Origin of the sequence: Microbispora hainanensis, from assembly GCF_036186745.1 — a bacterium.
In the GTDB taxonomy this organism is placed as follows: domain Bacteria; phylum Actinomycetota; class Actinomycetes; order Streptosporangiales; family Streptosporangiaceae; genus Microbispora.
Map to the genome: position 1 here is coordinate 3,886,121 of NZ_CP108086.1, position 20,441 is coordinate 3,906,561.

The 20,441-nt window shown below is 71.8% G+C and carries 18 protein-coding genes; 8 read left to right on the plus strand and 10 right to left on the minus strand.

What is annotated here, in order from left to right; translation table 11 throughout:
• Positions 1 to 3: 3 nt before the first annotated feature.
• Positions 4 to 876 (minus strand): LysR family transcriptional regulator, encoded by an 873-nt coding sequence (locus tag OHB01_RS18310; RefSeq protein WP_328708199.1) that lies wholly within the window; start codon positions 874 to 876, stop codon positions 4 to 6.
• Positions 877 to 934: 58 nt separating this feature from the next.
• Between OHB01_RS18310 and OHB01_RS18315 the strand changes: the two genes are divergently transcribed.
• A complete protein-coding gene (locus OHB01_RS18315) occupies positions 935 to 1,897 on the plus strand; it encodes a threonine ammonia-lyase (protein ID WP_261986037.1) in 963 nt (320 codons plus the stop codon).
• 45 nt (positions 1,898 to 1,942) lie between these two features.
• Here OHB01_RS18315 and OHB01_RS18320 read toward each other — a convergent pair whose 3' ends face one another.
• Together OHB01_RS18320 and OHB01_RS18325 are read right to left on the minus strand one after the other, a co-directional pair.
• The gene (locus OHB01_RS18320; protein ID WP_142648219.1) at positions 1,943 to 2,692 is read right to left on the minus strand and encodes a hypothetical protein; all 750 of its coding nucleotides are present in this window, start codon (positions 2,690 to 2,692) and stop codon (positions 1,943 to 1,945) included.
• A 32-nt stretch (positions 2,693 to 2,724) separates the two neighbouring features.
• Positions 2,725 to 4,563: a substrate-binding and VWA domain-containing protein gene (locus OHB01_RS18325; protein ID WP_260617296.1), complete on the minus strand. Its 1,839-nt coding sequence runs from the start codon at positions 4,561 to 4,563 to the stop codon at positions 2,725 to 2,727.
• Positions 4,564 to 4,729: 166 nt separating this feature from the next.
• On the opposite strand from OHB01_RS18325, the gene OHB01_RS18330 reads away from it, so the two are divergent.
• A complete protein-coding gene (locus OHB01_RS18330; protein WP_142648221.1) occupies positions 4,730 to 5,647 on the plus strand; it encodes a hypothetical protein in 918 nt (305 codons plus the stop codon).
• Positions 5,648 to 5,758: 111 nt separating this feature from the next.
• On the opposite strand, the gene OHB01_RS18335 is transcribed toward OHB01_RS18330, so the two are convergent.
• From OHB01_RS18335 to OHB01_RS18345, 3 genes are read right to left on the minus strand one after another with little or no spacing between them, the layout of a single operon-like run.
• The gene (locus OHB01_RS18335) at positions 5,759 to 6,364 is read right to left on the minus strand and encodes a TetR/AcrR family transcriptional regulator (protein WP_142648222.1); all 606 of its coding nucleotides are present in this window, start codon (positions 6,362 to 6,364) and stop codon (positions 5,759 to 5,761) included.
• On the minus strand, positions 6,361 to 8,709 hold the full coding sequence (locus OHB01_RS18340; RefSeq protein WP_142648223.1) for a YhgE/Pip domain-containing protein: 2,349 nt from the start codon (positions 8,707 to 8,709) through the stop codon (positions 6,361 to 6,363). The genes OHB01_RS18335 and OHB01_RS18340 overlap by 4 nt, the downstream gene beginning before the upstream one ends.
• Positions 8,706 to 9,557 (minus strand): ABC transporter ATP-binding protein, encoded by an 852-nt coding sequence (locus OHB01_RS18345; RefSeq protein ID WP_147945286.1) that lies wholly within the window; start codon positions 9,555 to 9,557, stop codon positions 8,706 to 8,708. Before OHB01_RS18345 ends, OHB01_RS18340 begins: the two co-directional genes overlap by 4 nt.
• A gap of 681 nt (positions 9,558 to 10,238) precedes the next feature.
• Here OHB01_RS18345 and OHB01_RS18350 point away from each other — a divergent pair.
• On the plus strand, positions 10,239 to 11,543 hold the full coding sequence (locus tag OHB01_RS18350) for a pectate lyase (protein ID WP_328855724.1): 1,305 nt from the start codon (positions 10,239 to 10,241) through the stop codon (positions 11,541 to 11,543).
• A gap of 114 nt (positions 11,544 to 11,657) precedes the next feature.
• On the opposite strand, the gene OHB01_RS18355 is transcribed toward OHB01_RS18350, so the two are convergent.
• A complete protein-coding gene (locus OHB01_RS18355) occupies positions 11,658 to 13,010 on the minus strand; it encodes a M20/M25/M40 family metallo-hydrolase (RefSeq protein ID WP_142649245.1) in 1,353 nt (450 codons plus the stop codon).
• 249 nt (positions 13,011 to 13,259) lie between these two features.
• Here OHB01_RS18355 and OHB01_RS18360 point away from each other — a divergent pair, with 249 nt between their 5' ends.
• Entirely contained in the window at positions 13,260 to 14,642 is a 1,383-nt protein-coding gene (locus OHB01_RS18360) for an aspartate aminotransferase family protein (protein WP_142649246.1), read from the plus strand.
• A 67-nt stretch (positions 14,643 to 14,709) separates the two neighbouring features.
• Entirely contained in the window at positions 14,710 to 15,825 is a 1,116-nt protein-coding gene (ald, locus tag OHB01_RS18365; RefSeq protein WP_142649247.1) for an alanine dehydrogenase, read from the plus strand.
• Positions 15,826 to 16,043: 218 nt separating this feature from the next.
• Here the strand turns inward: ald and OHB01_RS18370 are convergent, their stop codons facing one another.
• Positions 16,044 to 17,495, minus strand: a complete 1,452-nt coding sequence (locus OHB01_RS18370) for a tetratricopeptide repeat protein (RefSeq protein ID WP_142649248.1) — start codon at positions 17,493 to 17,495, stop codon at positions 16,044 to 16,046.
• A 246-nt stretch (positions 17,496 to 17,741) separates the two neighbouring features.
• Between OHB01_RS18370 and OHB01_RS18375 the strand changes: the two genes are divergently transcribed.
• On the plus strand, positions 17,742 to 18,083 hold the full coding sequence (locus OHB01_RS18375; RefSeq protein ID WP_328855725.1) for a hypothetical protein: 342 nt from the start codon (positions 17,742 to 17,744) through the stop codon (positions 18,081 to 18,083).
• Entirely contained in the window at positions 18,084 to 18,629 is a 546-nt protein-coding gene (locus tag OHB01_RS18380; RefSeq protein ID WP_328855726.1) for a hypothetical protein, read from the plus strand.
• Positions 18,630 to 18,756: 127 nt separating this feature from the next.
• Here OHB01_RS18380 and OHB01_RS18385 read toward each other — a convergent pair whose 3' ends face one another.
• Both OHB01_RS18385 and OHB01_RS18390 read right to left on the minus strand, forming a co-directional pair.
• Complete coding sequence (locus OHB01_RS18385; RefSeq protein WP_328855727.1) at positions 18,757 to 20,037, minus strand: sulfite exporter TauE/SafE family protein; 1,281 nt, start codon at positions 20,035 to 20,037, stop codon at positions 18,757 to 18,759.
• Positions 20,038 to 20,039: 2 nt separating this feature from the next.
• Complete coding sequence (locus OHB01_RS18390; protein ID WP_167530662.1) at positions 20,040 to 20,240, minus strand: hypothetical protein; 201 nt, start codon at positions 20,238 to 20,240, stop codon at positions 20,040 to 20,042.
• A 52-nt stretch (positions 20,241 to 20,292) separates the two neighbouring features.
• Here OHB01_RS18390 and OHB01_RS18395 point away from each other — a divergent pair, with 52 nt between their 5' ends.
• A complete protein-coding gene (locus OHB01_RS18395) occupies positions 20,293 to 20,430 on the plus strand; it encodes a hypothetical protein (protein ID WP_168066165.1) in 138 nt (45 codons plus the stop codon).
• The last annotated feature ends 11 nt before the right edge of the window (positions 20,431 to 20,441 follow it).

The window sequence follows — 20,441 nt, forward strand, 5'->3', positions numbered from 1 at the left end:
GGATCATATGATCGCCAGCAAGGCGGCGACCAGGGCCGCGGTGGCGGGCGGGTCGGGCGGCTCGCCGTACGTCGCGGCGTAGACCCGGCGGTCCGACCCGGGCAGCTCGGACACCCGCACGTCGGGATGGCGGTGGGCCGACAGCGCGAGCCGGGGGAGGATCGCCGTGCCCAGCCCGGCCGCGACCATGGCCTGCACGGCCACGTAGTCGTCCGTCGTGAACGAGACGCGCGGCGTGAAGCCCGCCTCGGCGCACAGCGCGAGCAGGTGCGCGCGGCACCGCTCGCATCCCGTGATCCACGTCCCGTCCGCGTACGCCGCCAGGTCGCCCGCGTCGCCGTACGCCGTGGGAGTGACGAGGAGGCTCGGGTCGTCGAGCAGGTGGACCAGCCGGACGCCGTCGTCCTCGGGGGCGGTCTCGCCGAAGCGGAAGACCACGGCGACGTCCACCCGGCCGGCCCGCAGCAGGCGCAGTGCCTCGGGCGGCTCGGCCTCCATCAGCCGCAGGTCGAGCCCCGGATGGTCGCGCGCGAGCCGGGCGGCGGCGGCCGGGACGAACGTGCCGAGGGCGGAGGGGAACGCCGCCAGCCGGACGCGTCCGGCGCGCAGCCCGACGTGCGCGGCGAGCTCCGTGGATGCCGCGTCGAGACGGCCGAGGATCTCCGCGCCCCGCTCGGCGAGCAGGCGGCCCGCCTCGGTGAGGCGGATGCCGCGCCCCACGCGCTGCACCAGCTTCGCGCCCGTCTCCGCCTCAAGCCGGGCGAGGTGGTGGCTCACCGAGGGCTGCGAGTAGTGCAGCTCCCGCGCCGCGGCGGTCACCGTGCCGGTCCTGGCCACCGCCACGAGGACCCGCAGCCGTACGACGTCGAGCGGCATTCATCGATCCCGTCTATGGTTTCGCCTGAGAAGTTGAGTTGGACCTATTGTCCTGCGGATGGCCAGGCTGGGGGTCATGACCGACATCCGCGACATCCTGGACGCCCGGCGGCTCATCGCCCCGCATCTGCCCGAGACTCCCCTGTGGTCCTATCCCGTGCTCGACGCGGCGGTGGGCGCCGAGGTCCACGTGAAGCACGAGAACGTCCAGCCCACGGGGGCGTTCAAGGTGCGCGGCGGCATCGCGTTGCTGGCGCGCATGGCCGGCCGCGAACGCGGGGTGGTCACCTACTCGACCGGCAACCACGCCCAGTCCGTCGCGTACGCCTCCCGCCTGTACGGCGTGCCGTGCGCCGTCCTGATGCCGGAGAACCCGAACCCCGCCAAGGTCGCGGCGGTCGAGGCGCTCGGGGCGACCGTCGAGGTCCGGGGCGCGACGATGGTGGAGGCCGCCGGGCACGCGCGTGACCTCGCCGAGCGCACGGGACGCCGGCTGATCAGCCCGGCCGACGAGCCGGACATCCTGGCCGGGGTGGGCACGCTCTACGTCGAGATGTTCACCGCCCGGCCGGATCTGGAGGCGGTGTTCGTGCCCGTGGGCAGCGGCAGCGGGGCCGCCGCGGCGTGCCTCGCCGCCGCCGCGCTCGCGCCGGGCTGCCGGGTGATCGCCGTCCAGTCGGCCCAGGCCCCGGCCGCGCACGACTCCTGGCGCTTGCGGGAGCCGGTGACCCGGCCCGTCAAGACGGTCGTGGAGGGGCTCGCCACCGGTTCGGCGTTCGCGCTCCCGCAGGCCGTGATGCGCGACGGCCTGGCCGACTTCGTGCTGGTGGACGACGACGACATCCTGCGGGCCCAGCGTCTGCTGCTCACCGAGGCCCACACCCTGGCCGAGGGCGCGGGGGCGGCGGCCCTCGCCGGGCTGCTGGCCCGGCGTGAGGAGTTCGCCGGGCGCAGGGTGGCCGTGGTGTGCACGGGCGGCAACGCCGGCCCGGCCGAGCTCGCCCGCCTCCTCGCCGGTTGAACGCGCACAGGCGGACGGAGGGCCCCCAAGCGGGCTCAAGTGGGCTCAGGGGCCGACGTCGTCGCGGGTGGCCTCCTCGATCTCGTGCAGGCTCTGCCGGGTCAGTTCGAGCTCCGAGGTCAGCTCGTCGAGCGCCCGGGCGCCGCCCGCGTCGTCGGAGGCCGCCGTCATGGCGGAGATCTCCACGGCCCGCGCGACCAGGCCCTCCAGGCTGATGGCGCCCGACTGCAGCCGGGCCAGCACCCGCTCCCGCGTGCCCCACAACCTGTCGTACACCTCGCGCTGCGCGTCAAGGGCGGCGATCGACCGGTCGAGCTCGCCCGCGACCTCCTGCCGGGCCGTCTGCCGCGCCTGCGTGAGCCGTACGCGCTCCTGCTCCAGGAACCGGGGGTCGAAGCGGGCCAGGGCCGAGCCGGTGACCGAGGCGTGCCCGGCCAGCCGGCGCAGCGTGCCGACGGTGTCGTCCACCTGCGGGCGCATCGCCGCGATCCGGTCGAGCAGGAGCTGCCCGCGCATCGAGGCGGTCAGGTCGGCGAACGACGCGGCGGCCCGCTCCGCCCGCCGCAGCCACGCCTCCTCCGCGCTCCCCTTCGTCACCGGCGGGGCCTGCGTTTCCGTACGGCTCTCGCCACCGGTGGACTGCCACGCGGAGGCGAACGCCTTGATGAGCCAGACCGCGACCCCGGCGACGGGCACCCCCACGGTAGGGACGCCGACCGCCCAGGCCGCGCCCGCGGCGGTGGCGCCCAGGAGCAGCGCCCAGGGGTCGCGGAGTTCCTCGGTGAAGCGGGACAAAGGGGGGCTCCCAGGTCGGACGGCAGGGTTGATCAGAAGTTGGAGATGACGGCGGTGAACACCTCGTCGATGCTTCCCGGCTTGCGCGAATCGTAGGCCGCCGCGTCCGTGGCCTGCGAGATGCGCCGCAGGACGTCGAGGTCGGCGTCGCCGCCGTACGCGATGGTGAACATCCGCACGGTCTCCTGGCCCGCCTCATGGCGCAGGTCGGGCAGCAGGTTGTCGAGCGAGATGGAGTTGTTGTCCTCGTTCTTGCCGTCCGTCAGGAACACGACCGCGTTGATCGCGTCACCGCTCTGATGGCGCGTCACGTACTGGTAGGACGCGAGGGCCGTGTCGTACAGCCCCGTGCCGCCGCTGGGGATCAGGCCGTTGATGCGGCTCTTGAGCTGCGACTGGTTGCCCCTGCCCAGGGGGACGAGCTCGCGGTAGTCCTTGTCGCCGTCCTGCTTGAGGCTGAACAGCCACAGGCCGACCCGGTCGTTCGGCCCGAACTGCGGCAGCGCGTTGATCGCGGCCTGCTTGGCCAGGTCGAGCTTGGTCTTGCCGGTGCCTTCGACGTCGGCGCCCATCGAGCCGGACACGTCCATCACCATCAGCACGTTGGCGGGCTTGCGCAGCTCGGCCCAGCTCTTGAGGATGCGGTTCAGCACCGGCGGCGCCGGGGTGCTCAGCGTGGTCGCCGGCTGCTTGGGGTCGAGGCCGTTGGCGGTCGTGATGAGGTCGCCCGGCTTGCCGTCGTACGACCGGAAGGCGTACTTCTCGAACTGCCTCTGCTGCTCGGGCGCCTGCAGATACTTCAGGAAGTCCGCCGCCGCGGCCTTCTTCGCGGCGTCCGCCCAGGACAGCACGGCGTACGGGTGGTCGGAGAAGAGCGTGCCCTCCTTGGGGTAGATCGCCACCAGCGGGACCTTCGGCTTGGCGTGGTCGCCGAGCGTCTTGGGATCACCCGTCGGGTTGCCCTGGTTGTAGTCCCACACCGACTTCTCCTCCACCGTCACGGCGGAGATGTACGACATGGCCGTCCCCGAGTCGTCGGCGTGCTGGAGGTTCGACAGGAACGTCAGCGTCGTGTCGCCGTAGTGGACGATGGACCGCTCGACCCCCCGCACGAACTCGCGCGTCTTCGCCGCGGCGACGTCTCGTTCCGTCAGGTCGCCCGACAGCCCGGTGGCCGCGAAGTACGCCCCGACCGTGGCGTTGAGCCCGGACGTCGAGAAGTTCGGGTTCGTCTTGCCGAGGCGGAACCTCCCCCACTCCGGGTGGTCGTAAGCCGCCCAGCCCTTGGGGTCGTTGGCGAGGTCGAGGATCTCCGACCAGCCGATCTTCTTGGACGGCCAGCCGAGCGCCTGGGCCATCGGCTTGGGCATCGCGATGACCAGCGGAGACGTGGCGATCGTCGGGTTGTCGGCGGACACCGGCGACGCCTGGTCGCCGCCCTCGACGCGTTGCCGCAGCAGGGTGACCCAGCCGGTGCTCGCCGGCGTCCAGACGTCCGGCTTCGGGCCGTCCTGCCGCTCGTCCCAGCCCCGCGCGAGGGCCTGCATGGCCCCGCCCGAGGCCTTGGAGTTCACGACCACGTCCACGCATTTTCCGTCCACCTCATGGCCGTTGTAGTCGTTGGCCATCGTGCGCAGCAGCTCGGCCTTCTCGCTCGACGCGGCGATGGTCAGCGTGATCCCGTCGTCACCGCAGGCGCGTTTGCCCGCACTCCCGCCCCCGTCGCCCCCGCCGTCACCGGCATCGCCACCGCCGCCTGAAACTCCGCCGAACAGCAGCCTCAGCCCGACGATGAGCGCCCCCGCGAAGATGACCGCGACGACGAACGGTGCCACGCTGCGGCGGCGCTTCTGCTGCGGTGGGGGGTACACGGGCTCCTCCATTGTCACGGGATACCTGCATCTATCCCGACGAATGGCGGATCACGTTAGTTGCCGATCATCTCGTCCAGCTAACACCCCAGCCCCGTTCCACACTCATCCACAGAACCCGATAATTCTCCGTAACGACTCGAACACACTGAGTAAAGTTTCCCGCGTGCCGAATCTCATCCATCAACAAACGGTCGACCTCTTCCACCGGAGGCCCAACGCCGCGGTGGAGCTGTTACGCGAGGTCGGCGGCATCGAGCCGCCCGAATTCGCCAAGGCCACGGCGGAGGCGGTGGACGCCACGCAACTGACCCCGGTGGAGTATCGCGCGGACGCGGTCGTGGTGCTCCGCGACGGGTCGGGAACGGCCCGGCTGGCGGTGATCGTCGAGGTGCAGTTACGGCACGACGCGGACAAGCGCTTCACCTGGCCCGTATACGTCGCCGCGCTGCGGGCCCGGTTGAAGTGTGACACCGCCCTGCTGGTGATCAGCCTGAACCCGGCGGTGGGCCGCTGGTGCGAGCAGCCCATCTCCATGGGGCCGAGCGGAACGGTCACCCCGGTGGCGATTCACTCGGACCGCCTGCCCTTGGTCACCGATCCGGGCGAGGCACGCAGGCACCCCGAGCTGGCCGTGTTGTCGGCGGCCATGAACGGTGACCACCCCGACATCGACAAGGGGCTGGAGGTCATGCTGGAGGGGCTGAACGAGCTCGACCAGAAGGACGTCCGGCTATATTTGAGCTACGTGTTCGGCCTGGTACCCACAGTAGTGGGTGAGCGCCTGAAGGAGCTTCTGATGACAGCGTCAGCCGACTACGAGAAGGTCATCGGCGACCGCTACTTCTCCGATTGGGTGAACAAGGGCCTGGAACAGGGCTTGGAGCAGGGTCTGGAGCAGGGGCTGGAACAGGGGCGCGCGGAGGGCGAGATCGACGCGATCCTCGCCGTGCTCGACGCCCGGGGGCTGGAGATTCCCCCCGAGGCACGCGAGCGGATCAGCCGATGCTCCGACCTGAATCTCCTGAAGGAGTGGGTCCGCAAGGCGGTGACGGTGACGTCGGTGGACGAGCTCTTCCTCTGACGTCCGCGCTCGCCCGACGCCGATCCGCGCTCGTCCGGGGCTCGTCCGGGGCTCGTCCGGGGCTCATCTGGGGCTCATCAGGGGCTCATCAGGGGCTCGGCCAGGGCTCCGTCAGGGCGAGATGCGGCGGTGGACGAGTTCGGCGAGCGTCGCGTGTACGTCCTCGACCGGCTGGCCGGGGTGCAGCGCGCGACGCTCGATGGCGACGGTGAGCACCATGCCGAAGACGGCGGTGGCGGCGGTGCCGGTGTCGAATCCCGGGCGCAGCTCGCCGGCCGCCACGGCATCGGCAAGGACACGTTCGTAGACCGCGAGCACGCTCGTGCGCAGCCGCAGGATCGCGTCCTGCCAGGCCGCCCGCCACAGCTCGGCCAGCAGCACCCGGGCGAACGGCCCGTACTCGTCGAAGAAGCGGAGCTGCGCGAGCATGAGCGCGTCTAGCACGGCGACCGGAGAGGCGGCCGGGGCGCGTGCGGCCTCGGCGAGGGCGTCGGCGAGCCGCTCGATCCCGTGGTCGAGCAGGCCCGCGAACAGCGCCTCCTTGCTGCCGAAGTTGTAGAAGACGGTGCCCTTGGCCACTCCCGCGCGTTCGGCGATGGCGTCGACGGTGGTGGCGGCGAAACCCTGCTCGGCGATGAGTTCGGCAGCGGCCCGGTAGAGCCGCTGCCGGGTCTCGGCCCGCCTGCCGCCGGTCGCGCCGTCGCCCCGCCCGCTCACAGCGACAGCTCCGGCTTGAGGCGGCGCATCGACCACGTACGACCACGGTGGACGGCGAGCACGGTGAGGGCGAGACCGAGGGCGACGAACGCGGACAGCACGCCGCAAGCCTGCCACACCACGGTGGTGTCGCCGCCGCTGACGAGGCGGCGCATCGCCGACACCACCCAGCTCATCGGCAGCCACGGCGAGATGGCCTGGAAGAACCCGGGGGACGTCTCGATCGGGTAGGTGCCCGCCGATGAGGTGAGTTGCAGCATGAGCAGCGCCAGCACCGCCACCCGTCCGGGCGGCCCGAGCAGCGCGTTGACCGCCTGCACGACGGCGAGGAACGCCGCCGTGACCAGCACCAGGAAGGCCGCCATCCCCGGCCAGTCGGCCGCCTCGAGCCCCAGGCCGAAGCGCAGCACGGCGAGCAGCACCGCCACTTGGAGCGTCCCCATCGCGAGCCCGGGAAGCCAGCCCGCGAGGGCCGTGCGCCACGCCGGCGCCGACCCGGCGAGCAGGCGCGGGTTGAGCGGCCGCAGCACCATGTACGTCACCATCGCGCCGACCCACAACGCGAGCGGCACGAAGAACGGAGCGAACCCGGTGCCGTAGTTGGGCACCTCGTTGTCCACCTCGGTGGCGAGCCGGACGGGGTCGCTCATCATGTCCGTACGGCTGTCGCGCTCCGGTGTGCCGTAGTCGGGGATCTGCGCGGCCCCGTCGCCGAGCTTGCCGGCCAGCTCGCTTGAACCGTCGGTCAGCTTGACCAGCCCGGAGCCGAGCTTTCCTGCCCCCCGGTGCAGCTTGCCGATGCCGTTGTCGAGCTTGCCCGCGCCGGAGGCGAGCGAGGCGAGCCCGGTGTTGAGGCCGGTCGCTCCGTCGTCGAGCCTGGCAAGCCCGGTGGACAGGGTCCGCGCGCCGCTGTTGAGCGTGCCGAGGCCGCGCGACAGCGAGGTGGCTCCGTTCAGCGCCTTGCCCGCGCCGTCGTGCAGGTCGGACGCTCCGTCGGCCAGTCGCTTCAGCCCCTTGTCGAGCTGGTTGAACTTGTCGCGGGCGTCGTTCAGCGCGCTGCCGAGGCCGGGCGCGGCGGCGGCCAGCTCGCGGGCGTCGTCCGCGACGGTCCGTGCCGTGCCGGCGAGGTCGTCGAGCCTGCCCTCCTGCGAGCCGAGGCGGTTCTGCAGCCGCCCGGCGGCCGACGCGAGGTCGCCCGCCGACCCCGCGGCCTGCTCGACCAGCGCGCGCAGCTCGGGGTCGGCGTCGGGATGGGCGCTCAGCCAGCGCTGGACGGCCCGCAGGTCCTGCCTGGCCGTGCCCGCCGAGCCCTGCACCTCCTGGGGCAGGCCGTCGAGTGCGTCGGCCAAGCCGTCGGCGCCCTTCGCGAGGGTGAGCGCGCCCTGCCGGATGCGGTCGCCGTTCTTCTCCAGCACCGGGACGTATTTGTCGGCCGCCCGGTTAACGGTGGGAGACAGGGTGTGCACCTGGCGGTAGACCTCGCGGTTGCCCTCGGCCAGTGCGGCCGCACCCTTGCCGAGCGCGGACAGGCCCTTGCGGAGGTCGGCCGCGCCCGCGGCCGCCTTCGACAGACCGGCGGACAGGGAGGCCGAGCCGGTCCTGGCCTGGTGCAGCCCGCTCGTGAGCTGCTTCGACCCGCTGTACAGGGCGTCGGCTCCGGACGACAGCTTGCCGGTCGCGTCCTGCGCGGACCCGAGCCCCTTGGCGAGCGAGGCCGCGCCGTCGCTCGCGGCGGCGGCCCCGTCGTGCAACCGGTCGGCGCCGTCGGCCGCCTGGGCGGTCTTGTCGTGCAGCTCGCCGAAGGACAGGAAGATCTGGTCCAGGTAGCCCTTGACCGCGCTGCGTCCGGCCGCCTCCTTGACCTCCCGGAACACGGCGTCCGAGATCGTCCGCATGATGTAGCTGCGCCCGGTGTCCACCCGTACGCCGAGCTGGGCCGGGCGCGGCGTGCCGTCGCCGGAGGGCGAGGCGAGGTCGGCGCTGAAGTCGTCCGGGATCGTGAGCGACAGGTAGTAACGGCCCTCTCGGACGCCCTTGTCGGCCTCCGCCGCGTCGACCCGGTGCCACGCGAAGACCTTGCGCCGCTCCAGCTCGGCGGCGAGTTCGCGTCCGGCGTCCACCGTGCTCGGGGGGCTCCCCGCGGCGCCGGCGGCGGTGGCGGGACGGTCCTCCACGACGAGGGCCACCGGCACACGGTCGAGGTTCGCCTGGGGATCCCAGAACGACCACAGATAGAGCCCGGCGTACAGCAGAGGCAGCATGACGACGGCGACCAGCGCGGCCCTGGTGAGCCGCGAGCGCAGGAACCTGCGCAGTTCGAGCCGGCCGGGGTGGGGGATCCTCATCGGCGTTCTCCTGTCTCCGCCGCGTCTCCGGCACCGGGTGCCGGAGGAGCGGGAACGGGCAGCGGCAGCAGCGTGCTGGCCGCGCCGGTCGCCTCCTCGGCGTCGGTGCACGCCGCGACGACGGTGAGCCCCTGGTCGGCCAGGCCGCGCAGCACGTCCCACAGCTCGCGCCGCCTGCCCGCGGGGATGCCGGTGCCGGCGTCGTCCACGAGCAGCAGGCCCGGCTGGTCGAGCAGGGCGAGCGCGACGCCCAGCCGCACCGCCTGGGCCCGGGTGAGGTCCCTGGCCAGGGTGCGGTCGCCCCGCGGCAGCGCGTCCGGATCGAGCCCGGCGTGGGCGAGCGCCGACCGCACGGCGTCCGGGTGCCGCCTGCGCCACAGGAACCCGTGCGGGCGCAGCCGCTCCTGCAGGTGCTCCCGTACGGTCAGGGCGTCGTCGAACGGGTTCACCTCCGGGAAGAGCCCGAGGGCGGCGATCCGCCTGATCCCGCGGGGTGTGGCGAGGCCGCCGACGGTGAGCGTCCCCTCGGTGGGCTTCATCCGTCCCGCGAGGGTGAGCAGCAGGCTCGTACGGCCGCTGCCCGCCTCGCCCGTGACGACGGTCAGCGTCCCCGGGGCCGCGTGCAGGGAGACGTGCCGGTAGACCCAGCCGTGAGCGCCGCGCACGCCCAGGTCTCGCGCCTTCAGCTCGACCCCGCCGAACACGGCGCCGGACGCCTCGCCGGACGTGCCGTCGGACGCGTCGTCCACCCCACCACCGTCGCACGTGTCGTCCACCCCGCCGCCGGACGGCCCGTCGGGGGTTCCGGCCGAGGGGGTGGCGACGTCGGTGGTTCGCCCGGCATTCACGTCTGTGCTCCGTTCTTTGCACTGACCAGTCGGTACAAAAGAGTAGCCCTGGGGAGCTCTCGCCCCATGCTCGTCATGGTGTGATTTCGCCGACACAGGCCCATGTCCGCGGTGACCGGGCCTGACGAGGGGAGAAGGGGGTTGCCGGCGAACCGCGCGCCGCCGTGTGGGAAATGTCGGGGAGTGCCGGGCGGTGCAGTGCAGGGGGAGTCACGCGGTGCCGTGTGGGAAGTGCCGGGCGGTGCCGTGCGGGGAGTGCCGGGCGGTGCCGTGCAGGGGGAGTCACGCGGTGCCGTGTGGGAAGTGCCAGGCGGTGTGTGGGGAGTGCCGGGTGGTGCCGCGCAACGTTCCAGTCGGCCATGGCTCTCCGCCATGACCTCCTCGGCTCTCCCGGCGTGTCCGTGTTTCATGAAAATTTCACTGGCGCGCACCGGGTGCGGACGGTCTCACCTGCCGGAATCGGCGGGTGCCAGGACCACCCCGTCAGCTGGTCGACACGGAGCATTGACCCGGGTTCGCGGGGTCCGTACTTTTGGCCGTGTTCCGGTTCATGGATGTTGTTCACATCTATGAATTCCCTTAGCGGGACCAGGAGTGGCGCCGCCACCAGCCTCGGTCAGGGGTCCTGCACGACCTGCGAGGAGCTCGGCTTTGAGAAGGAGTAGCAGAACCGGAGTCGGGGTGATCGGCACCGTTGTCGGGGTCGCCGCCCTGGTGGGCGGCGTCTTCGTCGGCGTGTCCAACGCGGCGCCCAGTGCGGGACCCAATGCGGGACCCAGTGCGGGACCCAGCGCGGGCGCCTACCGGATCGTGAACGGCGCCAGCGGCCTGTGCCTGACCGTCCCCGGCAACAGCACCGCCGACGGCGTGCAGCTCACCGTCTCCAGCTGCAACGGCGCGAGCAACCAGACCTGGAACCTGTCCACCCAGGGCAGCGGCTTCCGCCTGGCCGCCGCCAACAGCGGCAAGTGCGCCGGGGTGAAGGACGCCTCCACCTCCGCGGGCAGGGCCGTCCAGCAGGAGTCCTGCACCGGCTCCACGTCGCAGACCTGGGAGCTGACCGCCTCGGGCTCCAACTACCGCGTCGTCAACGCCAACAGCGACAAGTGCCTCAACACCAAGGACAACTCCACCTCCTCAGGCGCGCTCGTGCAGCAGAACTCCTGCGACTCGGTGTCCACCAAACAGTGGTCACTCCAGCCCACCGGCTCCCAGCCGCCCGCTTCCCCCACCCCCACCAGGACGCCGACGAGATCCCCTTCGCCCACGCCGAGCACCAATCCGACGCCGCCGCCGTCGGGCTGGCCCAGCCCGAACGGCTCGCAGGCGGTCACCAGCACGATCAGCGTCTCCGGCACCGTGGACGGGGGCCTTAAGCGCTACTACGCAAGTGGTGACATGGGCGACGGCGGGCAGAGCGAGAGCCAGGACCCGATCTTCGAGCTGGCCAACGGCGCAACGCTCAAGAACGTGATCATCGGCTCGCCCGGCGCCGACGGCATCCACTGTCTGGGCAGCTGCACGCTGCAGAACGTCTGGTGGGAGGACGTCGGCGAAGACGCCGCCACCCTGCTGGGCAGCTCGTCGTCGCAGGTCATGACCATTGACGGCGGCGGCGCCAGGAGCGCCTCCGACAAGGTGTTCCAGCACAACGGCCCCGGCACGATGATCATCAGGAACTTCCAGGTGGAGAACTTCGGGAAGCTCTACCGCGCCTGCGGCAACTGCACGAACTCCTACCAGCGGCACGTCCAGATGTCGAACATCGTGGCGACCTCTCCCGGCAAGGCGCTCGCGGGCATCAACACCAACTGGGGCGACACTGCGCGCTTCTCGAACATCACGATCAAGAACGACTCCAGCCACAAGATCGTGATCTGCGAGAAGTACAAGGGTGTGCCGAAGGGCAGCGAGCCCACGAAGATCGGTGAGGGCGCCGACGGCACGAACTGCATCTACAGCTCTTCCGACATCCACTACCAGTAAGCGCGCCGGCCGGCCCGCGGATCCCCCGGGCCACGTGTGACGGCGGTGCGAGAAAAACGGAAGGCCCGGTGGTCCCCCCATCCACCGGGCCTTCTGTGTCCGATTGCCGCGGGCTCAGGACGCGCCGTGCCAGCCGCCGTAGTCGGCGAGGAACAGGGCCTCGGTCGTGATGATCCGCTTGAGCTCGTCCAGCACCAGCCGTTCGTTGGGGGCGTGGATCGAGGCGCCGTCGTCCTCGGCGCCGTACAGCAGGATCTCGGCCTGGGGGAACTGCCGGGCGAGGGCCGCCACCAGCGGGATCGAGCCGCCCTGGCCGACCTGGCGCGGCGCCCGCCCGAAGGCGCGCTCCAGCGCGCGCCCCGCGGCGTTCATGGCCGGGCCGCCCGGCTCGATCTGGAAGCCCGAGCCGGTGACGAAGTCGCTGAAGGAGACCTTGACCCCCCACGGCGCGACCTTCTCCAGGTAGGCCGTCACGTCGTTCAGCGCCTGCCGGGAGTCACCGCTCGCGGGGATGCGGATCGTGACGCGCGCGCGGGCCACCGCCTGGACCGCGTTGATGGCGCCGGTCACGGTCGGCACGTCCAGCCCGGTCACCGTGATCGCGTACGACGCCCAGAGCCGGTCGGCGAGCGAGCCGTCGCCGACCAGCGACACGCCGTCGAGCACTCCGGCGAGCTCGCGGAACTCCTCTTCGCCGGCGGCCTCGCCGGGGAAGGTCCCCGGTTCGAGCCCGGGCACCCGTACGCTGCCCTGGTCGTCGTGCAGGGCGGTCAGCATGCGCATGAGCGCGGCCAGCGCGTCGGGGGCGGCGCCGCCGAACGAGCCGCTGTGCACGGCCTCGGCGAGCGTGCGGACCTCCACGGTGAACGCGGCCATGCCGCGCAGCGAGGTGGTGATCGCGGGGTCGCCCACCGCGGGGTTGCCGACGTCGGCGATGACCATGGCGTCGGCGCGCAGCAGTTCGGGGTTCTTCTCGACGAACGCCTCCAGGCGCTCGCCGGCGTACTCCTCCTGGCCCTCGATGATGACCTTCAGCCCGACCGGGAACCGGCCGTTGAAAGTGCGCAGCGCGGCCACGTGGGCGATGACGCCGCTCTTGTCGTCGGCCGCGCCCCGGCCGTGCATGACCCCGTCGACGACCGTGGGCTCGAACGGCGGAGTGCGCCACAGGGCGAGGTCGCCTGCGGGCTGCACGTCGTAGTGCGCGTAGAGCAGCACGGTCGGGGCCCCTTCGGGGGCGGGCGCCTCGGCGAACACGGCGGGGAAGCTGCCCTCGATGGGGATCTGCCGGACGTGCGGGAGGCCGGCGTCGCGCAGCAGCCGTTCGACGAGCGCCGCGGCCTCAAGGACCGGGGCCTCGGAGTGGCCGGGGAACGCGACGGACGGTATGGCGACGAGGCGCTTGAGGTCCTCGACCGTCTGCGGCATGCCCTCCTCGACGGCGCGCTCGATCTCCTCTGGTGTCACGACGTTCTCCCGGAATGTACGCGGATCTTGCCAGGTCGGCTGGTGGAACCCCATTTGACCACAGGTCGGGCCGGCCCAGCTCCCGCGCCTGGACGGCCCCAATCTACGGTGACGGATTTCGTTGCCGTTACATGTCGATGTCACGGAATCCGAACTTCTTTCACAGTGACGCCACGTAATCACTTGGCAAAACGCGGAAGCGGCATGCACACTGTGCAGCAGCGACGGATCACCTGAGGGAAGGTTGCGATGACGCGCCCCGACGTTCTCAAGGCCGCACAGGACAATCTCTGGATGCACTTCACGCGCCACTCCTCCTACGAGGGAGGGGAGGTGCCCATGATCGTGCGCGGCGAGGGCGCCTACGTCTACGACATCCACGGCAAGCGGTATCTCGACGGCCTGGCCGGACTGTTCGTGGTGCAGGTCGGTCACGGCCGCGCCGAGCTGGCCGAGGCCGCCGCCAAGCAGGCCCAGGAGCTCGCGTTCTTCCCCCTGTGGTCGTATGCGCACCCGAAGGCGGCCGAGCTCGCCGCGCGGCTCGCGGAGCTCACCCCCGGTGACCTCAACCGCGTCTTCTTCACCACCGGCGGCGGCGAGGCCGTCGAGTCGGCCTGGAAGCTGGCCAAGCAGTACTACAAGCTCAAGGGCAAGCCGCTGAAGACCAAGGTCGTCAGCCGGTCCATCGCCTACCACGGCACCCCGCAGGGCGCGCTGTCGATCACCGGCATCCCGGCGCTCAAGCAGGTCTTCGAGCCGCTGGTGCCCGGCGCGATCAAGGCCCCCAACACGAACCTCTACCGCGCCGACGAGATCTCCGGCTTCCCCGGCCTGGACAAGGACCCCGAGGCGTTCGGCCGCTGGGCCGCCGACCAGGTCGGCAAGGCCATCGAGATGGAGGGCCCGGACACCGTGGCCGCCGTCTTCGTCGAGCCGGTGCAGAACGCCGGCGGCTGTTTCCCGCCGCCCCCCGGATACTTCCAGCGCCTGCGCGAGATCTGCGACGCCCACGACGTGCTGCTCGTGTCGGACGAGGTCATCTGTGCCTTCGGCCGTCTCGGCACGATGTTCGGCGGCCAGAAGTTCGACTACGTGCCGGACATCATCACCTGTGCGAAGGGCCTGACCAGCGGTTACTCGCCCATCGGCGCCATGATCGTGTCGGAGCGGCTGTTCGAGCCGTTCAAGCACGGCAGCGAGACCTTCGCGCACGGATACACCTTCGGCGGCCACCCGGTGTCGGCCGCCGTCGCCCTGGCCAACCTCGACATCTTCGAGCGGGAGGGGCTGCTTGAGCACGTCACGGCCAACGAGCCGGTGTTCAAGGCGACCCTCGACCGGCTGCGCGACCTGCCGATCGTCGGCGACGTCCGCGGCTCGGGCTACTTCTACGGAATCGAGCTGGTCAAGGACAAGTCCACCAAGCAGACCTTCAACGAGGAGGAGTCGGAGCGCCTGCTGCGCGGCTTCCTCTCGAAGGCGCTGTACGACGCCGGCCTGTACTGCCGGGCGGACGACCGTGGGGACCCGGTCGTGCAGCTCGCCCCGCCGCTGATCTGCGGCCCCAAGGAGTTCGACGAGATCGAGTCGATTCTCCGTTCGGTGCTCACCGAGGCGTGGGCCCGCCTTTAGACCATAGAGCTCGTGCGGCCGGGCAGGGGGCGACCGTGACGAGTGACCGCTTGAAAGGACACACCTCATGAAGATCGGCGTGCCCGCCGAGGTCAAGAACCACGAATACCGCGTCGCCGCCACCCCGGCCGGCGTCCACGAGCTCGTCCGTCACGGCCACGAGGTCGACGTCCAGCGCGGTGCCGGACTCGGCTCCCACATCACCGACGAGGAGTACCTCGCGGCCGGCGCCAAGCTGGTCGAGGGCGCCGACGAGGTGTGGGCCGAGTCGGAGATGATCCTCAAGGTCAAGGAGCCGATCGCGGAGGAGTACCACCGGCTCCGCGCGGACCAGATCCTGTTCACCTATCTCCACCTCGCCGCCTCCCGGCCGTGCACCGACGCGCTGCTCGCGGCGGGCACCACCGCCATCGCGTACGAGACCGTCCAGGTCGGCAACGGGCTGCCGCTGCTGGCCCCGATGTCGGAGGTCGCCGGGCGGCTGGCCCCCCAGGTCGGCGCGTACAACCTGATGCGGTTCAACGGCGGACGCGGCGTGCTTCCCGGCGGGGTGCCCGGCGTGGCCCCCGCCAAGGTCGTCGTGATCGGCGGCGGCGTCTCCGGCCTCAACGCGGCGCAGATCGCCGTCGGCATGGGCGCCGACGTGACGATCCTCGACGTAAACATCGACCGGCTGCGCTTCATCGACGCCATCTACCAGGGCCGGCTGAAGACGCTGGTCTCGACGTCGTACGCGATCGAGCGGGCGGTGATCGAGGCCGACCTGGTCATCGGCGCCGTGCTCATCCCGGGCGCCAAGGCCCCGACGCTCGTCTCCAACGAGCTGGTCTCCCGCATGAAGCCGGGCTCCGTGCTCGTCGACATCGCGATCGACCAGGGCGGCTGCTTCGAGGACTCCCGCCCGACCACGCACGCCGAGCCGACGTTCCGCGTGCACGAGTCGGTGTTCTACTGCGTGGCGAACATGCCGGGCTCGGTGGCCAACACCTCCACCTACGCCCTGACCAACGCGACCCTGCCGTACGCCGTGAAGATCGCCGACAGGGGCTGGAAGGACGCGCTGCGCGGCGACGAGGCGCTCGGCCTGGGTCTCAACACCCACGCAGGCGTCCTCACCAACGCGCCCGTCGCTTCGGCGCACGGCCTGGCGTACACGCCGGTCGCGGAGATCCTCGCCGCCTGACCGCAGACGTGGGGGATCAGCGCGGAAGTGCCTGACAAACGCTGCCCGTCGTGAGCGTGCAGGTGGATGCATCGCAAGGCGGAGGAGGAGGCCATAGCCGGAGCTATGGGCGACGAATCCGGGCCCCGCGGAGATCGTGAGCCGGTGAGCAATCTTCGCGGGTAGGGCGAGAACGCCGCGATGCGCCGCCTGGGCCACGCGCAGCAGGGCGTGATTTGTCAGGCACGACCGAGACCGAGGCGTCTGCGCAGATCCCTCGCGGTGCCGAGCACGTGCTCGACCTCGGCCGGGGTGGGTAACGGGGCCGTCCCCGGCCGCAGGAGCGTCGCGCGCACCAGGGCGAGGTGCTCGATCGCGGCCCGGTGCAGTCCGCTCGCCTGCGCGAGCCACCCCACGGTGTCCGCCGGGCCCACCACGTCGGGCCCGTCGCCGAGCGGCGAGGCCCCGGTGAGGAGCTCGGTGGTGACGAGATCCCACGTGCCGAGGATCTCGACCAGGTCCGCGGGCTCCGCCGCCGGGTCGCCGCGCCTGCGCGCCGCCGCCACGGCGAGCTCCGCGCGTGCGGCCTGCCCGGGCTCCGCCGGGCGGCTCCAGTAGGGCGGGGCCGGGTCGAGCAGGCACTCCTCGGTCTCGGGCGACGCGCCGAGCAGGGGCAGCAGCGTCCGCAGCTCGACCATGGCGCCGTGGTGCCCGCGTTCGGCCGCACGCCTGAACCAGTGGCGCGCGCCCTTCAGGTCGTTGTGCTCCGCGACGAGCAGCAGGCCGAGCCGGAAGGCCGCCTCGGGGTCGTCGGCCGCGGCCTGCCCATACCATCGGGCGGCCCCCGGCTTGTCGTCCATCCGGGCGCAGACGAGACCGGCCATCCGCCGCGCGTCCGGCCGGCCGGTCTGCGCCGCCCGTTCGAAGCAGGCGCGTGCCGTGGTCAGGTCGCCCCGGCAGAGCGCCATGTCGCCGAGCCGGAAGGCCGCCCCGGGGTGGTCGGCGCGGACGGCGAGCCGGTAGAACGCCTCCGCGCCCTTCTCGTCACGTGCCGCGTGCAGGAGCAGGGCCATGTGATAGGCGGCCTCCGCGTGGCCGCCACGTGCCGCGTACTCCCACCAGTGCAGCGCCTCGGCCTCGTCGCCTGCGGCGTAGCCCAGGAACCCCAGGTCGTGGGCCGAGCGCAGGTCGCCGTCCACGGCGGCCCTGAAGTGCCAGCGCCGCGCGCCGATGCCGTCGCCCTGGTCCTCGCAGAGCAGGGCCAGCCGCCGGGCCGCGTGGCGGGAGCCGTCCTCGGCCGCCCGCTCGAACCACTTGCGTGCTCCGTCGGCGTCGCCGCGCCGCTCCAGCAGCAGTGATGCCAGGTTCGTCGCCGCGTCGGCGTCACCGGTGTTCGCCGCCAGCTCGAACCAGCCGATGGCCTCCTCGGTCGTTCCGTGCGTGCGGTGCCACAGCCCGAGGTTGTAGGCGCTGTCGACGTTGCCCGCCCGCGCCGCCCGCTCCCACCAGAGCCGGGCGCCCAGCCGGTCGTCGCGCTCCGCGCACAGCCGGCCCAGCCGGTGCGCCGCGTCGCTGTCGCCGTCACGGGCCCTGTCGACCAGGTTCGCCTCGGCCGGGTCCAGGGGTTCAGGGGTACGCGGGACCGGTATCCCGGGCCACGCGGTCGCCTCCGTCGCTCCCACTAGTGTCATGGGACACAGGGTGACACGTAACCGAGTCGTCACGGAGGGTTATTGGCAAGACATTGGGATGACACGTGGGTGCGGCGCCGCGCAGGCACCACACCCCGCGCTCCCACCTGAGCTCGACGACGTGTCCGGCGGCCGGTGGTTCCGGGATATCCCGGAACCGGCCGCAGGGATTGCCACGATGTGGCCGGTCAGGGCCCCGGCGCATCGTGGGACTCGTCAGTACGGAGCTCGGACGGGAGAAGAGAGATGACTCAGATGAAGCGCCGTGGAGCGTACGTCAAGGCCCTCGTGGCCGGCGGGCTGGCCGCCGGTCTCACGTGCGCGACGGTGGCCGGTCCCGCGCAGGCGGACGTGAACCGGCGGCCCCCGAGAATCAACAGCATCATCCCGGTCGACGGCGGGTTACGGGTGACGTGGGGGCCGGACACGTTCTTCTCCGGCACGGTCGCGGGCGAGGCGACGGTCCTGACGTTCGGCGGCTACCAGGAGGGCACATGGAACGACCGCGGCGCCACCACCTCCTTCACCATTCCCGCCGCGCACGTGCGGGCCTACGCCGGCCAGGCCCCCCGGGTGACCGTCTGCTAAGTGTGGCCCGGCGTCGGGCACCCCTCGGAGTGCGCTTCCAGCGACCCCATCCCGATCGCCGGGAACGTCCCCTCCTTCCCTCCGGGCGCGGGCCAGTTGCGCCCCGTGCCCAAGCCGCAGAACCTGCGGGTCGTCGCATACGGCGACTACCGGGCGACGGTGCAGTGGGTGAACGGCAGCTCGTACAAGAAGGTGCTGTTCCGGTATGACCCCGGTGTGCAGGTGGACCTGCCGGGCAACGCGACCAAGGCCACCACGGGGACGCTGGTTCCCGGCAAGACCTACACCTTCAAGGTGGAAGGCGCCTGGTCGGGCGGTCTCTTCGCGACCCGTTACTCCGGGTGGACCGAGATCACGTACACCGTGCCGAAGAACCCGCCCTTCTGGCCGGGGGGTTCGGTAGAGAAGCCGTACGGGCCGGACACGTGCAAGCAGGGATACGTCTGGCGTGAGACCACTCCCGCCGACCACGTCTGCGTGACGCGCGCCACCTACAACCAGACCCAGGCCGACAACGCCCTCGCGGCGAGCCGCCGCGTTCCCTGATCCCCGTGCCCCGAGGTGCCCTGATCCCCTGCGATGCCCGCGCCCGCGTTCCCTGACCCCCGGCGGATGTCGGCCGGAGCCCCCGGCCGGCATCCGTCTTGCCCTGTCCGCGGGGATTGCCCGGGGGTCAGGGGGAGCGCTCGAACCTGACGAAGCCCACGTACATGCCCATGCCGCAGGCGTAGCGCAGCCGCCCCTGCGGACGGGCGGGCAGCCGCACCACGCGCTCTCCGGTCACGGGGAGCACGACGTCGTGGTCGTCGATCGTGAGCGTGCGCGTGCAGCCCCGGTTGTCCTTCGTCCTGAAGACGATCTCGACGGGCCGTCCGGCGGCGGCGACGGCGATCCCGGGCCGGAACCCCTCCGGGGTCGCCCAGACGGTGAGCCGCTGGACGCCGTCCGTGCCGGTGAGGGCGCGTCCCGCCGCGGCGGCGGGGGAGCCGAACTCCGGCAGGGAGACGTCCGGCAGCCAGCCGCCGAGCCGCAGCCCGGAGCCGGCGGTGAACAGCCCGGCGGCCACGGCCGCGATCCCCGCGAGGGCGGCCAGCCGGGTCGAGACGAGCGTGCGCAGCAGCAGACCGAGGGCGGCGAAGGCGGGCGCTGTGCCGAGTGCGAGCCCCGCGAGCGTGGCCGCGCCCCCGAGCGCCGAGCCCGAGCCGACGGCCACGACCTCCATGCCGATCGTGACGCCGCAGGGTACGAAGATCGTGGCCATGCCCAGCGCCGCCGCCCGTGCAAGGCCGGGGGAGCGGGCCCCGCCGCCCGGGGAACCGGCCCCGCCGCCCAGTGGTGCACGACCCCGTGGTGCGCCATCTGTCAGTGCGGGACACCGGGGTGCGCTGCCCGGTGGTGCGCTGCCCGGCGGCGGGATGTCCAGTGGTGCGCTGCCCGGTGGTGCGCTGTCCGGCGGCGGGATGTCAGGTGGTGCGCTGTCCGGTGAAGCACTGTCCGGCGGTGCGCTTTTCATCTGTGTGCGGTCCTGCGCGGGCCCACCGTCCGCGCACGAGCATGCACGCGGGTCGCCGTCCGCCGTCCCGGGCTCCGCCTGTGCGCACCGGCGGCGACGGAGCATCCGTACGGCGAGCACGACCACCGCGGTCCCGGCGGCGACGAGCAGTGCCGCGCGGGTGCGCGGGCCGACCTGTACGGCCGCGCCCAGCAGCCCGAGCAGCGCCCCGAGGGCGGTGTGGGCGGCGAGCCTGCCGGTCAGGAACGCCGCCACCGGCGGGAGGCCGCGGGCGAGGCCGTGAGACAGGGCGCGGGACGGGCCGCGAGACCGGCCGCGAGATTGGCCGCGAGATTGGGCGGCCAGGCCGATGAGGAGGCCGCCCTGGACGGCGGTGCACGACGCTGTGCCCGCGGCAAGGCCGGCGACGAGACCTCCGGCGAACAGGGCGGCCGGCTCCACGGTCAGCCGGTGAGCGCGAGGTCGTCCAGCGCGCCGGTCTTCGCCGCCTCCACGAGCGAGCCGAGCTGGTCGAGGCTCATCTCCACCTTCTGACCGAAGTCGTCGGTGATGACGACCTGACGCTCCGCCGGGGCGGAGACGTCCACGAACAGCTCGGGGCAGCCGCAGCTGCAGTTGCCACAGAATCGGGCGATGGACTTCACGCAGGTCCTCCTCGCAGGACGGGGGTCTTTTCTCGCAACGTAATGTGATCGCGTGGAAGCGACCAGTAACAGTTCGCTGACCGGCCGGAGAGAAGACCACCACTTGCGGCGGTTCGTCGCGGCGCTCGGTTTCGCCGTGACCGCGATGAAGGAAAGTTGCAGAACCCTCACGAGTTTTGCAGATTATTGACCTGTGCTTGG